At 60.6% G+C, this 12,325-nt stretch carries 14 protein-coding genes; 7 read left to right on the forward strand and 7 right to left on the reverse strand.

Annotated features, from left to right (window positions below; genetic code table 11):
* The first annotated feature begins 1 nt into the window (after position 1).
* The 5 genes from ACI5GA_RS24620 to ACI5GA_RS24640 all read left to right on the forward strand — a co-directional run bounded on the left by ACI5GA_RS24620 (position 2) and on the right by ACI5GA_RS24640 (position 4,767).
* Complete coding sequence (locus tag ACI5GA_RS24620) at positions 2–1,975, forward strand: heme lyase CcmF/NrfE family subunit (RefSeq protein WP_421424640.1); 1,974 nt, start codon at positions 2–4, stop codon at positions 1,973–1,975.
* Positions 1,972–2,508: a DsbE family thiol:disulfide interchange protein gene (locus tag ACI5GA_RS24625; protein ID WP_421424642.1), complete on the forward strand. Its 537-nt coding sequence runs from the start codon at positions 1,972–1,974 to the stop codon at positions 2,506–2,508. Before ACI5GA_RS24620 ends, ACI5GA_RS24625 begins: the two co-directional genes overlap by 4 nt.
* A 137-nt stretch (positions 2,509–2,645) precedes the next feature.
* A complete protein-coding gene (locus ACI5GA_RS24630; RefSeq protein WP_404633548.1) occupies positions 2,646–3,086 on the forward strand; it encodes a cytochrome c-type biogenesis protein in 441 nt (146 codons plus the stop codon).
* On the forward strand, positions 3,083–4,288 hold the full coding sequence (ccmI, locus tag ACI5GA_RS24635; protein WP_421424645.1) for a c-type cytochrome biogenesis protein CcmI: 1,206 nt from the start codon (positions 3,083–3,085) through the stop codon (positions 4,286–4,288). The genes ACI5GA_RS24630 and ccmI overlap by 4 nt, the downstream gene beginning before the upstream one ends.
* 50 nt (positions 4,289–4,338) lie before the next feature.
* Positions 4,339–4,767: a hypothetical protein gene (locus tag ACI5GA_RS24640; RefSeq protein ID WP_404632991.1), complete on the forward strand. Its 429-nt coding sequence runs from the start codon at positions 4,339–4,341 to the stop codon at positions 4,765–4,767.
* A gap of 241 nt (positions 4,768–5,008) precedes the next feature.
* Here the strand turns inward: ACI5GA_RS24640 and ACI5GA_RS24645 are convergent, their stop codons facing one another.
* The 4 genes from ACI5GA_RS24645 to folE all read right to left on the reverse strand — a co-directional run bounded on the left by ACI5GA_RS24645 (position 5,009) and on the right by folE (position 8,083).
* The gene (locus tag ACI5GA_RS24645; protein WP_421425532.1) at positions 5,009–5,968 is read right to left on the reverse strand and encodes a sulfate ABC transporter substrate-binding protein; all 960 of its coding nucleotides are present in this window, start codon (positions 5,966–5,968) and stop codon (positions 5,009–5,011) included.
* Between the two features lie 150 nt (positions 5,969–6,118).
* Positions 6,119–7,015, reverse strand: coding sequence for an urea transporter (locus ACI5GA_RS24650; RefSeq protein WP_404632993.1), 897 nt, complete (start codon positions 7,013–7,015; stop codon positions 6,119–6,121).
* Between the two features lie 97 nt (positions 7,016–7,112).
* Entirely contained in the window at positions 7,113–7,484 is a 372-nt protein-coding gene (locus ACI5GA_RS24655) for a glutathione S-transferase N-terminal domain-containing protein (RefSeq protein ID WP_404632995.1), read from the reverse strand.
* Between the two features lie 53 nt (positions 7,485–7,537).
* Positions 7,538–8,083, reverse strand: a complete 546-nt coding sequence (gene folE, locus ACI5GA_RS24660) for a GTP cyclohydrolase I FolE (RefSeq protein ID WP_166594933.1) — start codon at positions 8,081–8,083, stop codon at positions 7,538–7,540.
* 627 nt (positions 8,084–8,710) lie between these two features.
* Here folE and ACI5GA_RS24665 point away from each other — a divergent pair.
* Positions 8,711–8,899, forward strand: coding sequence for a hypothetical protein (locus ACI5GA_RS24665; protein ID WP_421424648.1), 189 nt, complete (start codon positions 8,711–8,713; stop codon positions 8,897–8,899).
* A gap of 297 nt (positions 8,900–9,196) precedes the next feature.
* On the opposite strand, the gene ACI5GA_RS24670 is transcribed toward ACI5GA_RS24665, so the two are convergent.
* The 3 genes from ACI5GA_RS24670 to ACI5GA_RS24680 form a co-directional block, all read right to left on the reverse strand.
* Entirely contained in the window at positions 9,197–9,757 is a 561-nt protein-coding gene (locus ACI5GA_RS24670) for a Smr/MutS family protein (RefSeq protein ID WP_404632999.1), read from the reverse strand.
* A gap of 94 nt (positions 9,758–9,851) precedes the next feature.
* On the reverse strand, positions 9,852–10,172 hold the full coding sequence (locus ACI5GA_RS24675; protein WP_404633001.1) for a hypothetical protein: 321 nt from the start codon (positions 10,170–10,172) through the stop codon (positions 9,852–9,854).
* A 235-nt stretch (positions 10,173–10,407) separates the two neighbouring features.
* Positions 10,408–11,031 carry a cysteine hydrolase family protein gene (locus tag ACI5GA_RS24680; RefSeq protein WP_404633003.1) on the reverse strand — a complete coding sequence of 208 codons (624 nt, stop codon included), beginning with the start codon at positions 11,029–11,031 and terminating at the stop codon, positions 10,408–10,410.
* Positions 11,032–11,288: 257 nt separating this feature from the next.
* Here ACI5GA_RS24680 and prmB point away from each other — a divergent pair, with 257 nt between their 5' ends.
* Complete coding sequence (prmB, locus tag ACI5GA_RS24685; RefSeq protein ID WP_404633005.1) at positions 11,289–12,197, forward strand: 50S ribosomal protein L3 N(5)-glutamine methyltransferase; 909 nt, start codon at positions 11,289–11,291, stop codon at positions 12,195–12,197.
* Positions 12,198–12,325: the final 128 nt, after the last annotated feature.

Raw genomic sequence — 12,325 nt, forward strand, 5'->3', positions numbered from 1 at the left:
CATGATTCCTGAGCTCGGCCACCTGGCCATGATCCTGGCCCTGTGCTTCGCCATCGTGCAGGCCGTCGTCCCGTTGTTCGGCGCCTGGCGCGGTGATCGGTTGTGGATGAGTCTGGCCCGACCGGCGGCGTGGGGCCAGTTCGCCTTTCTGCTGTTCGCTTTCGGCTGCTTGACGTATTCGTTCATGGTCGACGACTTCTCGGTGACCTACATTGCCGAGAACTCCAATAGCGCCTTGCCGTGGTACTACAAATTCAGCGCGGTGTGGGGCGCCCACGAAGGTTCGCTGCTGCTCTGGGCGCTGATTCTGGGCGGCTGGACCTTCGCCGTGTCGGTGTTCTCGCGCCAGTTGCCACAAGTGATGCTGGCGCGGGTGCTGGCGGTGATGGGCATGATCAGCGTCGGCTTTCTGCTGTTTCTGATCCTCACCTCCAACCCGTTCAGCCGTTTGTTGCCGCAGATTCCGCAAGATGGACGCGACCTCAACCCGCTGCTGCAAGACCCCGGCCTGATCATTCACCCGCCGATGCTCTACATGGGGTATGTCGGCTTCTCGGTCGCGTTCGCCTTCGCCATCGCCGCGTTGCTCGGCGGGCGTCTGGATGCAGCATGGGCGCGTTGGTCGCGGCCCTGGACCATCGTCGCCTGGGCCTTCCTCGGCATCGGCATCACGCTGGGGTCGTGGTGGGCCTATTACGAACTGGGCTGGGGCGGCTGGTGGTTCTGGGACCCGGTGGAGAACGCCTCGTTCATGCCTTGGCTGGTGGGTACGGCGCTGATTCACTCGCTGGCGGTCACGGAAAAGCGCGGCGTGTTCAAAAGCTGGACCGTGTTGCTGGCCATCGCCGCGTTCTCGTTGAGCCTGCTGGGCACCTTCCTCGTGCGCTCCGGCGTGCTGACCTCGGTGCACGCGTTCGCTTCCGATCCGGCCCGTGGTGTGTTCATTCTGGTGTTCCTCTTGATGGTCGTCGGCGGCTCGCTGACGCTGTTCGCCATTCGCGCGCCCGTGGTGAAAAGCCACGTCGGTTTTGGCTTGTGGTCTCGCGAAACCCTGCTGCTGGGCAACAACCTGGTGCTGGTGGTGGCGGCCTCGATGATCCTGCTCGGCACGCTCTACCCGCTGGTGCTGGACGCCTTGAGCGGGGCGAAGATGTCGGTCGGTCCGCCGTACTTCAACGCGCTGTTCGTGCCGCTGATGGGTTTGCTGATGTTCGTCATGGCGGTCGGCGTGCTGGTGCGCTGGAAAGACACGCCGCTCAAATGGCTGCTGAACATGCTGACGCCAGTGCTGATCGGCAGTGCCGTACTGGCCGTGGTGGCCAGTTTCGCCATGACCGATTTCCATTGGGCGGTGCTGGCCACGTTCCTGCTGGCGGCCTGGGTGCTGCTGGCCGGTGTGCGTGACCTGTTCGACAAGACCCGGCACAAGGGCCTGGTCAAAGGCATGACGTCGCTGACTCGCAGTTACTGGGGCATGCAACTTTCTCACATCGGCATCGCCGTGGTGGCGCTGGGCGTGGTGCTGTCGAGCCAGAACAGCGCCGAGCGCGACATGCGTCTGGCGCCGGGAGATTCGGTCGAGCTGGGCGGCTACACCTTCGTCTTCGAGGGCGCGAAGCACATTCAGGGGCCTAACTTCACCTCGGATCAAGGCACGATTCGGGTGCTGGAGGACGGCAAAGAAATCACCGTGCTACATCCCGAGAAGCGCCTGTACACCGTGCAGCGCTCGATGATGACCGAAGCCGGAATCGATGCAGGCCTCACCCGCGATCTGTACGTCGCGCTGGGCGAGCCACTGGATAACGGCGCCTGGGCCGTGCGTGTGCACGTCAAACCGTTCGTACGCTGGATCTGGTTCGGCGGCTTGATCACTGCGTTGGGTGGCTTACTGGCGGCGCTGGACAAGCGTTACCGGGTCAAGGTCAGGGCAAAAGTACGGGAAGCGTTGGGTCTGGCGGGAGCTGCGGTATGAAGCGTTGGGTGTTGTTGATTCCGCTGGTGCTGTTTCTGGGCCTGGCAGCGTTTCTCTACAAAGGGCTGTACCTGAACCCGTCGGAGCTGCCGTCGGCACTGATCGACAAACCGTTTCCGGAGTTTTCCCTGCCTGCGGTGCAGGACGGCAAACCCCTGACCCGTGTTGACCTGCTGGGCAAACCGGCGCTGGTCAACGTCTGGGGCACCTGGTGCATCGCCTGTCGTGTCGAGCACCCGGTGCTGACCAAGTTGGCGCAGCAGGGTGTGGTGATCTACGGCGTCAACTACAAGGACGTCAACGCCGACGCCTTGAAGTGGCTCAAGGATTTTCACGACCCGTATCAGCTCAACATCAACGACGAAGCAGGCAGTCTGGGGCTGAACCTGGGCGTCTATGGCGCGCCGGAAACCTTCCTGATCGACCGCAAGGGCATCATTCGCTACAAGCACGTGGGCGTAATTGACGAGACAGTGTGGCGTGAAAAGCTGGCCGGGTTGTATCAGGGGCTGGTGGATGAGGGTAAGCCATGACTTGTTCACGTTCCCCTGTAGGCCTTCGCTTGCTCGCGATGCTTTTTCACATCCGACGCAAATGTGTCGACCGTGCCGCCGTCTCGCGAGCAAGTGAAGGCCTACAAGGTGTGCGGCGTTTGACTGCTGTGGTGCTGATGCTTAGTTGTGTCACGACCGCCCACGCCGCCATCGACGCCTACACCTTCAAGAACGACGCCGAGCGTGCCCGTTACACCGAGCTGACCCGCGAACTGCGTTGCCCTAAATGCCAGAATCAGGACATCGCCGACTCTAACGCACCCATCGCCGCCGACCTGCGCAAAGAGATCTACCGCATGCTTGGCGAAGGCCAGAGCAATCAGCAGATCATCGACTTCATGGTCGATCGCTACGGCGAGTTCGTGCGCTACAAGCCTGAGTTGAACGCCCACACCTGGCTGCTCTGGTTCGGCCCTGCCGGCCTGTTGCTGGGCGGGGTGGCGTTGATTGGCGTGATCGTCGCGCGCCGTCGTGGCCAGCGCGCCCAAAGCGCCAATGAGCTTTCCGACGAGGAGCGTCAGCGCCTCGCCCATCTGTTGGATAACACACACGAATGATCGATTTCTGGCTAGCGGTCGGCCTGCTGTTGCTGGTGGCCCTGAGTTTTCTGCTGATTCCCCTGGTGCGCGGTCGACGCGCACAATCCGAAGAAGATCGCACGGCGTTGAACGTCGCGTTGTATCAGGAGCGTCTGGCCGAGTTGCAACAGCAGCAAGCCGAAGGCGTGCTGTCGGCGGCGCAGATGGACAGTGGTCGCGCTGAAGCCGCGCGTGAGTTGTTGGCCGACACCGAAGGCGCTGCGCCTGAGCGAGTCTCCCGTCTGGGCAAGCCATTGCCGCTGCTGGTCGCGCTGTTGGTGCCAGCGGCAGGATTGGCGCTGTACCTGCATTTCGGTGCGAGCGATAAAGTCGAGCTGACTCGCGAGTTCGCTCAGCCTCCGGCGTCGTTGGCGCAAATGACCGATCGTCTTGAGCGCGCTGTAAAAGCTCAGCCGGATTCGGCGGAAAGCCTGTATTTCCTCGCTCGAACCTACATGGCGCAGGATCGCCCGGCGGATGCGGCGAAGATGTTTGAGCGTGCGGTTGAACTGGCAGGGCGTCAGCCGGAGCTGCTGGGGCAGTGGGCGCAGTCGTTGTACTTCGCCGGGAACAAGGCTTGGACCCCACAGATTCAGGGGCTGGCGGACGAGGCCTTGAAGCTCGATCCGAAAGAAGTCACCAGTCTGGGCCTCAAGGGGATCAACGCCTTCGAGAGTCAGCACTTCCAGGAGGCCGTGGATTACTGGACGCGCCTGCTGGCGGTGTTGCCGCCGAATGATCCGTCCCGCAAGGCGCTGGAGGGTGGGATCGCCCGAGCCAGCGATAATCTCGTGAAGAGTGGCGGCACGTTGCAGGAAACGCCCGTTGCCGCGGCGACCGGTGCGCATTTGAAGGTACGCGTCAGCCTGTCCGATGCCTTGAAAGGCAAGGTCCAGCCGGGCGATACCGTGTTCGTCTTCGCCCGCGCGGTGTCTGGCCCGCCTGCGCCATTGGCGGTCAAGCGGGTGACGGTTGCCGACCTGCCGGTCGAAGTGGAACTGACCGATGCTGACGCCATGATGCCGCAGCTGAAACTGTCGAACTTTCCCGAAGTCCAACTCGTTGCTCGGGTATCCCGCGCAGGCCAGCCCACTTCCGGAGAGTGGATCGGACGCAGCCAGCCGTTGCCCAGCAACGTCACTGCCCGCCAGGCCCTGACCATCGACAGCCCCGATCAGTAGCGCATTCGCAACGCCTGTTCGTGCGGCCCAGACACAGTAGAGAAGCAACTATGTATCGCGTCGCACGATTTGCCTTGTTGAGTGTGGTAGTGGCCTTGAGCGCCGCCTGTGCGGTTCAGCGTCCGGGGCCGCAGAGTTCGGAGCCGATTCCGACGCTCCCCGGCGGCGGCTCCCCTCAGCCGCAGCCGACCCCGCAACCGGGAACACCCCGCACCACGCCGCAGACACCGCCTTCGACGCCGATTCCGTCGGGGCCTAAAACCTCATCCCACTTCGCCCCACCCCCGGGTGGCAATAGCCACTGGGACGCGAAACTGGGCGTGCATGTGCTGGATAACGTGCCCAACACCTTCTACCGCCAGCGCACCTACTACCGCTGGAACAACGGCTGGAGCTGGTCCACCTCACCAGCCGGTCCGTGGCAGGAAACCGACTCCAGCGGCGTGCCGCCGGGGTTGAGTCGCCAGTTCGGGAATTGATTGAGCCATTTGATAAACGATCAGAGACGCCGCGAAAGGACCTGGCGAATGCGGTACATCTGATACATCAATGCTGATTGACACACCGCCTTCGCCAGCAAGCCGGCTCCCACAATGACCTGTGTCTATCCATTGATTCGTGAATGGCACCCACCCTGTGGGAGCCTGTTCTGATGGGGGACGTTTGGGCAAACAAAAACGGCGACCTGAATAGGTCGCCGTTTTCATGTCCGGGCGCTGCTTATTTCGCCGGATAAATCTGATCAAACACCCCGCCGTCCACAAAATGGGTTTTCTGCACTGTGCGCCAATCGCCAAACGTTTTCTCGACATTGAGGAAGTCGACTTTCGGGAAACGGTCGGTGTATTTGGCCAGAATTGCCGGGTCACGCGGACGCAGGTAGTTGGCCGCTGCGATTTCCTGGCCTTGCGGTGACCACAGGTACTTCAGGTAATCCTCGGCCAGCGCGCGGGTGCCTTTTTTGTCGACGACCTTGTCGACCACGCTCACTGGCGGCTCGGCTTCAGCGGAAACGGTCGGGTAGACGACTTCGAACTGATCACGGCCAAACTCGCGGGCAATCATCTCGGCTTCGTTTTCGAAGGTCACCAGCACGTCACCGATATGGTTGGTCATGAAGGTGGTGGTCGCACCACGGCCACCGGTGTCGAGCACCGGCACATGGCTGAACAGCTCGCCGACGAATTTCTTCGCCGCCGCTTCATCGCCACCGTTCTTCAGGGTGTAACCCCAGGCGGAGAGGTAGGTGTAGCGGCCATTGCCCGAGGTTTTCGGGTTGGGCACGACCACTTCAACGCCATCCTTGACCAGATCCGGCCAGTCTTTCAGGGCTTTCGGGTTGCCCTTGCGCACGATGAACACGGTCGCCGAGGTGAACGGCGCGCTGTTGTTCGGCAGGCGGGTCACCCAGTTCTTCGGCACCAGTTCGCCATTGTCGGCCAGAGCGTTGATGTCGGTGGCCATGTTCATGGTGATCACGTCAGCGGGCAGACCGTCGATGACCGAGCGTGCCTGTTTGCTGGAGCCGCCGAAGGACATCTTCAGCGTCACGTCTTCCTTGTGCTCGGCCTGCCAATGCTTCTGGAACGCGGCGTTGTAGTCCTTGTAGAAGTCACGCATCACGTCATACGAGACGTTCATCAGTTCCGGTGCGGCTTGAGCAGCGCTGGCGAAAGCCATTCCGGCGGCCAGTAGTGAAGCGGCGAAGAATTTGTTCACTGCGAATTCCTTTGTCGTGTCGTGTGATTATTCTTATGAAAAAAGCGATGGCTAATGGCCGCGACTATAACGAAAACCCACAGCTCGTTAATAGATTAAAAACGTCTGTGCTTATGAGTTTCCCGACGAAGAGGTTCGCGAATCTCTGGCCGATTGCTGCAACAGCCGGCTGCCCGCTTGTATTAACCAGCACGCGAGAATGAAGGGAGCGGTCAGTGTGGCCAGGCCCAATCCGGCAAAGCCCGGCTGCAACAGAATCGCCAATACGATGGCAATCCCCGGCAGCCAGGGTTTATCGCGGACATGGCTGAATGCCAAGGCTGCCAACGCCGGGTTGTAACTCGCCAGCCCCAGTAGCGCCAGATTGCTTTCCTGCTGCCAAAGGGCGAACGCGATCCCGCTGATACACCCTACAGCCGCCCACAACGCAGCGGTACGGTTGGAGATCAGCAAGCCGACGCCAATCAACAGGCCCGCCAAAGGGTGATCCAGCAGGAACACCTGACCCAAGCCCAGCGGCAGCGCCTGAATCAGGCTGGCACCGAACAACCCGGTGGTTGGCAGCGGTTCGGCGAACAACAGCAGAATCCAACTGAACAGCACGAATGGCGCGGTGTAGGCCTTCAGACAGGAAGCGCGCGGTGTTCGCTGCTGCCACGTGTGCATCAGCATTGCGCTCAGGCCACCGCAGGCCATGATCAGCAATGGCAGCAGAGGCGACCATTCGAAGCGATAGCTGATCAGCAGGCCCAGCAGCACACCGTTGTAGCTGTAGAGGCCGGATTGACGATCAGCCTTGGCATAGCCGCGCCGCTGAGCGGTCAGCAATCCCGCAACTGCGCCAAGTAGGGCGCCGCCGAGGGAGGAGGGCGCGCTGATGAGAATGGCCAATAAGCACATCAACCCGCACAGCGGGCTGCGTTGCAGTAACACTTGGCTGAAGCCATTGAGCAGCGCTTCCGCCCAGTCGGGGCAGTAATGTGTAGGGGCAGTGTCTGAAGTAGTTATTCATGTATTCAATATTTGTTTTTATTGTATACATGATCTCCAAAGGGCAATCGCCAAGCAAGCCCTGTCATCGACAAGGCTGCTTGCAAGGAGGGAGTCAAACGGCGGAAAAGCGTTTTTCGAGGTAATCGATGATGACCTTGGACTCGTACATCCAGACGGTCTTGCCCGCTTCTTCAATGCGCAAGCACGGCACTTTGATTTTGCCGCCTTCATTGAGCAGGGTCTGGCGATCCAGCGCGTTGTTCTTGGCATCGCGCAGCGCGACCGGTACGTTCAGGCGACGCAGGGTACGACGAGTTTTCACGCAGAACGGGCAGGCGTTGAACTGATACAGGGTCAGGTCTTTGGCTGACGCTTCGACGGCAGCCTGGACTTCCGGAGAGCGCTTTTTCTTGCTGGGACGGGTCAGAAAGTCGACCAGAATGACCAACTGGCCAAGGCCGACCCGCAATGCCTTCATCAACATGTTTCAAACCTCGCAGCCGCAACGCAAGGTTGCGGCGCTTCAGGACGCCCGGATCACTTGATCAGGCTGAGGAACTCGGTACGGGTGGCCGCGTTTTCGCGGAATTCGCCCAGCATCACCGAGGTGATCATCGAGGAATTCTGCTTCTCGACGCCTCGCATCATCATGCACATGTGCTTGGCTTCGATGACCACTGCCACGCCCAGCGCGCCAGTGACTTGCTGCACGGCTTCAGCGATCTGACGGCTCAGGTTTTCCTGAATCTGCAGACGACGGGCGAACATGTCGACGATGCGCGCGACTTTCGACAGGCCCAGGACCTTGCCGCTCGGGATGTAGGCCACATGGGCCTTGCCGATGAACGGCAGCAGGTGGTGTTCGCACAGCGAGTACAGCTCGATGTCCTTGACCAGCACCATCTCGCTGTTGTCGGAGCTGAACAGCGCGCCGTTGGTGACTTCTTCCAGCGTCTGCTGGTAGCCACGGCAGAGGTACTGCATGGCTTTGGCCGCGCGTTTGGGGGTATCGAGCAGGCCCTCGCGGGAGACGTCTTCGCCAAGTTGACCAAGGATCGCCGTGTAATTCTGTTCCAGTGTCACAGGGTTGTGTTCCGTGTGGGTTCAAAAAAACGCAGGGGTTGTGGCCTGCAAAGGCGCACATAGTAGCGTAGCTGGGCAGCGAGCGGTAAGGCACACGACCGACAAACCTGCGGCACGTCGCCGCCCAGGCCTGTGTCAGGTGACCTTTACCTAACCTTTACCGAACCCATATGTCGAAATGTGTCCATTCGGTGTCTGAGTAAATGGGTGACAGATGCCCGGATGAAGAGAGTGAAATTATGTTGAGCCGAATCGCGAAAATCGCACTGGTGATCGCCCTGACGTCGTCGGTTTCGGGATGTTTCTTTGGTCCCGGATGGGGACATCGTGGCGGCGGATGGCATGACCATCGGTATTTCGACGGTGGCCCAGGACCGGGTTACTACCATCGCTGAGCACGGCTGAGTCGACCCGGGACCGGGTTCGACGGCTGAAGGAAAAGGGCCGCGACTGGAGGGAATCCTCGTCGCGGCCCTTTCGTTTTCGATCGCGCACGTATCAATTCCGATACCGGGTGGCTACCAAGTGCAGACGCGGTTTCAGCGGCCTGTGCTGTCAGAATTTGCAAGGGGTATGTACAGGTGATGAGCGCCTGTCGTTAAACCCGTTTTCGAGAGAGTGAGCGAAATGTTGAGTCGTATTGCAAAGGTCGCGATGGTGGTCGCGGTGATGTCGGCCATGTCCGGTTGCTGGCCGTTCTGGGGGCCGGGCTGGGGTGGTCATGGCGGCGGCCACGGCGGTGGTGGCGGTCACTATGAAGGGGGTGGCCCTGGTGGTGGCGGTGGGCCAGGCGGTGGTGGTCCGGGTCCGCGTTGACTCCGGATTCGTTACGCGGTCCTGAGCGCTACCTTTGATAGGGCGAGCGACTCAGGACTTGTGGAGGCTGGCTTGCTGGCGAATGCGATGCCTCAGTCACCTCATCTGTAACTGACCTACCGCTTTCGCCAGAAAGCCGGCTCCCACAATGGTACGTGTCGAGCCGCAGATTTGTGATCGACGCCGATTCTGTGGGAGCCGCCTTGGTGGCGAAAAGGCTGCCCAGCCACCACAGAGTCTCCCGCAAATGGCGTATGAGCGGCCACGTTGGGTCCACAAGGGGGGCAAGTCTGCAAGCTACTCGTCTCGCCCCTCCATCATCGTCCGCTTGAGCATCACGTATACCGCCCCTGCGCCGCCATGTTTAGCGATGCACGAGGTGAAGCCAAGAACCTGTTGATGCTGACGCAGCCAGGTGTTGACGTGGCTTTTGATCATCGGCCGCTTGCCGTCCAGACGCACCGCCTTCCCGTGGGTGATGCGCACGCAGCGGACTTCCAGTTTCGTCGCCTCGGCCAGAAACTCCCACATGGTCTCCCGCGCCAGCTCTACGCTCATGCCGTGTAAATCGAGGCTGCCTTCGAAGCTGATCTGACCCAGCTTGAGCTTGCGCATCTGGCCTTCCTGCACCCCATCGCGGGCCCAGTACAGATTGTCTTCAGGGCCGACGTCGATCACGAATTGATCGGAAAGGCCATCCACGGTGATTGTGGCATCCGACCGCACAGTCGCTGCCTGACGCAGCCTGGCCAGGTTCTTACGGTCGATTTTGGGTTTGCCTACATCGGCGTGTTCAGTCTTGATCGGCTTGACGCCACGGATCTCGTTTCTGAACAGGGAAAAGTCGTCGTCTTGCATGTCGGTCTCCGCGAAGGGCGCCAGTTTAACCAAGTCACGCCCGAATCGGCGCGACTAAAAACGATCAAGCGGCCATGCAAGACGCGGGGAAGGGTCAGTCGTGCTTTTTCATCAGGTGTGCGGACATGCTCAGTTCGCCGGCGCGACGACGGTGCCGACGGCTGCGGCGCCACAGCCAGACACCGATGTACAACAGAAACAAACCGATAACGACCGTGACGACGGCCCCGGCGGGGCTGGCGTTCAAATCGCCCAATGCGGGCGGGTGGCCGATCAGGCTGGCAACGCCTGCCATGGCCAGCAGCACACCGGCCGTGGCGAAAATCGCCGAGATGGCAGCGCCAATGCGCATCCGCCAGTTACTCTGGCCCTTGGGACGCAGGCGGCGGGCATCGAAACCATCGGATATCTTCATTCCGACTTCCTCTATGGGTATCGGCGCTCTGACCAGCGTATGTCGGGGTGGTTCCCGCCGGGCCAGCGCTCGAAGGCAAACACGGGCGTTTAACGGATGGGCGGTTATGTGAGAGGGATCACATAACCCGATGACTGTAGTTGTACGCTTTTTCTTCAGGAACTGCCGAAAAATGATATCCGAGGCGGGGCAGGGCGCTGCGGCTCACGGGGCCAGTTCCTGATGAAGAGGCCAGTCAGATCAGGTCTTTGGTCAACGCGAGTTTGGCAAAGTTGTCGTTCATGATTGCCATCTCGGCCTGTTGCACGAGTTCGGCCTTGATCACGCCGGTCGGGGTGGGCAGGTCGCGGGTTGCGCAGGCGTCTTGGACCAGGGTGCAGCGGAAACCGTAATCCTTGGTCGCGCGCACGGTGGTGCTGACGCTGGAATGGCTCATGAAACCACAGACCACCAGGTCCAGACGGCCCAGGTCTTCGAGCAGTTTGTGCAGGGTCTTGCGATCGTCGCTGGCGAGGGTGCCGTTCAGTGCATTCGGCAGGCGTTTTTCGATGACGTATTCGTCGCCTTGAGGGAGCAGTTCCGGAACGAATTTTCCGCGCTCGCCCTGAGGGTCGAACATGCCGCCGACAGTACCGAGGTGACGCACGTGAATGATCGGCGACTTGGCCACGCGGGCCGCGTCGACCAGTTTGACGATGTTGTCGATTGCGTCCTGAACCCCGGTCAGGGCCAGTGGGCCGCTGAGGTATTCCTTCTGGGCGTCGATGATGATCAGCGTGGCATTGCTCAAGGTGGCGGCTGCGTATTCACGGCCACTGAGTTGAAACATGGTCTTAGGACCGGTGTTTGAAACAGACATCTGGGGCTCCTTCGAGTGGGGCTTTTGCCACATTGTCCACTGGCAGAGCGATTCTGTGAATCTCAATGCTCACAGGCATCGCTTTTTTCGCCGGGCGTCAAGCCGTCGAGCAGGTCGCGGTTTTGCCGTCATATTGCCTGCAAAACGGGCAAAAGGCTGTGGAAAGTTTCACCCGGCGCGATTTGCCTCGGACTCAGGCATCGTTTGTTGCGAGGAGGGCTGATAGAATCGCCCGTCGTTTTTTCAAGGAGTCTGCTGTGATCACTTCCCGCCTGCGCACCCTGCGCGATCATATCCGTTGGGCCGTCAGTCGCTTTCACGGGGAAGACCTGTTTTACGGTCACGGCACCGACAATGCCTGGGACGAGGCCCGCCAACTGGTGCTGGGTGCGTTGCATCTGCCTTGGGAAATTTCCGACAGCTACCTGGATTGCAATCTGGAAGACGACGAACTGGTCAACCTGCAACGCCTGATCAAACGCCGCATTGACGAGCGTGTGCCAACCGCCTATCTGCTGGGCGAGGCGTGGTTCTGCGGCATGTCGTTCATCGTCGACGAGCGCGTGTTGATTCCGCGTTCACCGATTGGCGAGTTGATCGAAAACCGCTTCGAGCCGTGGCTGGGCAACGAGCCTGCGCGCATCCTCGACCTGTGTACCGGCTCCGGCTGCATCGGCATTGCGTGCGCTGATGTGTTTCCCGAGGCAGAGGTGGCACTGGCCGATCTGTCGTTCGAGGCGCTGGAAGTGGCCAATCAGAACATCGAGCGCCATGGCCTGGAGGAGCGCGTGTACACCGTTCAGGGCGATGGTTTCGACGGCCTGCCGGGGCAGCGTTTCGACCTGATCGTGTCCAACCCGCCGTATGTCGACGCCGAAGATTTCGCCGACATGCCCGACGAGTACCAGCACGAGCCTGAACTGGCGCTGGCTTGCGGCGACGATGGTTTGAATCTGGTTCGCCGGATGCTTGCGCAGGCAGCGGATCACCTGACCGACAAGGGCTTGTTGATCGTTGAGGTGGGCAACAGCCAGATCCACGTTGAGGCGTTGTACCCGGAAGTGGATTTCGCCTGGCTGGAATTCCAGCGCGGCGGACATGGGGTATTCATGCTGACGGCCGAGCAGTGCCGGGCGCATCAGGCGATGTTTGTTTCTCGCGTATAAGGCACATCACTTACCTTTGTGGGGGCCAGCAAGCCGGCTCCACATATTCAGCGCCGATAACGAGATTCGGTTCGGCGCGACCCCTGTGGGAGCCGCCCTAGTGCGGTTCCGACGAAGGCGTTTGACCG

It is taken from the genome of Pseudomonas sp. Pseu.R1 (genome assembly GCF_045764065.1).
Classification (GTDB): Bacteria; Pseudomonadota; Gammaproteobacteria; order Pseudomonadales; family Pseudomonadaceae; genus Aquipseudomonas.